A 2065-nucleotide genomic window follows, 5' to 3' on the forward strand; every position below is an offset into this window, starting at 1 on the left:
CCGTAGTCGCCGTGGTCGTGAGCCTTGCCGTCGTCGCGGCGGCCGTTGGCGCGACTCACGCGCTCACCGCCAGGACCGCGGCGGACGCGGCGGCCCCCAACGCGAACTGCACGCTGATCGTGCCGACGAACCCGCTGAGCGCGCAGGGGCTGGCCACGCCGTACCAGCTGACGGCGACCGACCCGGCGGCCGGGCCGTGCAACGAGGCCAACTCCGCCCAGACCGCCTTTGTGCAGGGCGCCATCATCAACCCGGCGACCGGGACGATATCCATCTACGACCCGCTCGTCGTCGACGCGGGCACGCAGCCCGCGGTCACGCCGACCGTGCCGACGCTGCCCGCGGGGGGTGTCGTGGCCCTGTGGTTCGGATACAACGGCAATACCCTCACGCTGGCCGGGGCCGACCAGGCGCAGTCGCTGCTCGACCCGGCCGCGTCCGCCACGCCTACTGCGCCGACGACGTCAGCCACGCAGGCGGCGTTCGTCGCCGGGCCCGCGCAGCGGGCAGGCCTTGAGGTAACTGGCTCGGCGCCGCTGCCGCCCGCCGGCTCCGGGTCGGACGCCGGGTACGACGCCACCCTGACGCGCATCGCAGGATCAGGTTCTACCGCCGGCCAGGCCGGCAACCCGCCGCGCCACCACCACCCGTCGCCGTCGACCTCGGCTTCGGCTTCGGCGACCGCGATGGCTTCCGCCTCCGCAACGTCGTCTACGGGCACGGGCACCCCGGCCGACCCGCCCGCGACGGGCGACGTCCCGGCCGCATCCGGTACGCCGGACGCGATTCTGCAGCAGGCCAGCTGCGTGGCCGGCGAGGACATCAACGGCCAGTTCTCGTCGTTCACCCAGGTCGGAGCCTGCAATGCGCCGGCCTTCTTTGCCGCGGCGAACACCGCGATCAAGGCGGGGAAGCTCACCGTCCCGCAGCCCGGCATCGCCAGGGACGGTCAGCGGTGCCTGACGACCCGCAGCTTCGCCCTCATCGACCAAGACCAGAGCGACAACGTCACGACCGAGTACCTGGCCGAGCCCAACGGCCAGACCGCCCAGGACACCGCGGCCAACAAGCAGGGGCTCAACGGCTCGAGCGTGCTGTTCAACGGCAGCGACAACGGCCTGCTCGACCTTTTCGTCGACCCGGCCCTCGGCTGCTCGCCGTGGGAGGCACCCAACCTGGCGGACGGCGGAGCGCCTGCGCCCTCCCTGCCGCTCGACGAGCTCCAGGCGGCCAGGTGGGCCAACAGCCCTGGCAGCCCTGCGGCCCTCGTCCCGCTGAACGACCCGATGACGGTGGACGAGAACGGCAACTTCAGCACTGACAAGACGAACACCTACCGGTCGCTCGTCGACATGTCGATGCTGCCTGCCGGCCAGTCGCCGGCGGCCTACTGCTCGGACATGGAGCAGATCCAGGGCAAGCGGCTCCAGCAGGACGTCAACCTGCTGCTGAACGCGCCCAGCCCGGACACCGGCGCGGCAGACAACCTGTTCACGTTCATGGCGATGCGCCTGCAGCAGTCGTTCACGAACCTGAACTGCGGCAACTTCGGCCAGCAGAACGAGGTGTCCTTCTCATCCGACGCTAACGGCGTCGTGGTGGCCACCTGCTTCAGCCGCCAGTTCGCCCCGGTCACGCGCGGACCGGGTAACCCGATGGCCGGGCAGCGGCAATGCCCCGCGACCGCGGGCTCGGCGCCGGGCGGCGCGGGCACACCTACGGCCACGCCGACCCCCAAGCCGTCACAGAGCGACCCAGGGTCTTCCTACATGCGCAAGCATCACCACCACTGGTGGTGGTGACGGCCACGATTAACGGATCCTTACAAAACGGGCGTCGGCACGGCGGAGAATGGCCCGGTTCCCGTAGAAGGGTCTTATCCAGTCCGGCCCCGACGAGTGAAGGACGATCGATGAGCCATGAGTCCCAGCAGGACCAGCGCGCCACCCGCCGCGGAGTGCTACTGGGAGTGGGGATAGCCGGGATCGGCGGCGTGCTGGCCGGCTGCAGCACCGCCGCCGTCCCGTACGGCGCCGACGAGGCCGGCGCGGCCTCCGGCCAGCAG

General features: G+C 71.1%; 1 protein-coding gene. It reads left to right on the forward strand.

Annotated features, from left to right (window positions below; all coding sequences use genetic code 11):
* The coding region (locus tag WA805_RS31100) for a hypothetical protein (RefSeq protein ID WP_425244119.1) at positions 1 to 1802 on the forward strand (1802 nt) is incomplete at its 5' end.
* Between the last annotated feature and the right edge of the window lie 263 nt (positions 1803 to 2065).

The organism is Trebonia sp. (assembly GCF_049794275.1).
Taxonomy (GTDB): domain Bacteria; phylum Actinomycetota; class Actinomycetes; order Streptosporangiales; family Streptosporangiaceae; genus Trebonia.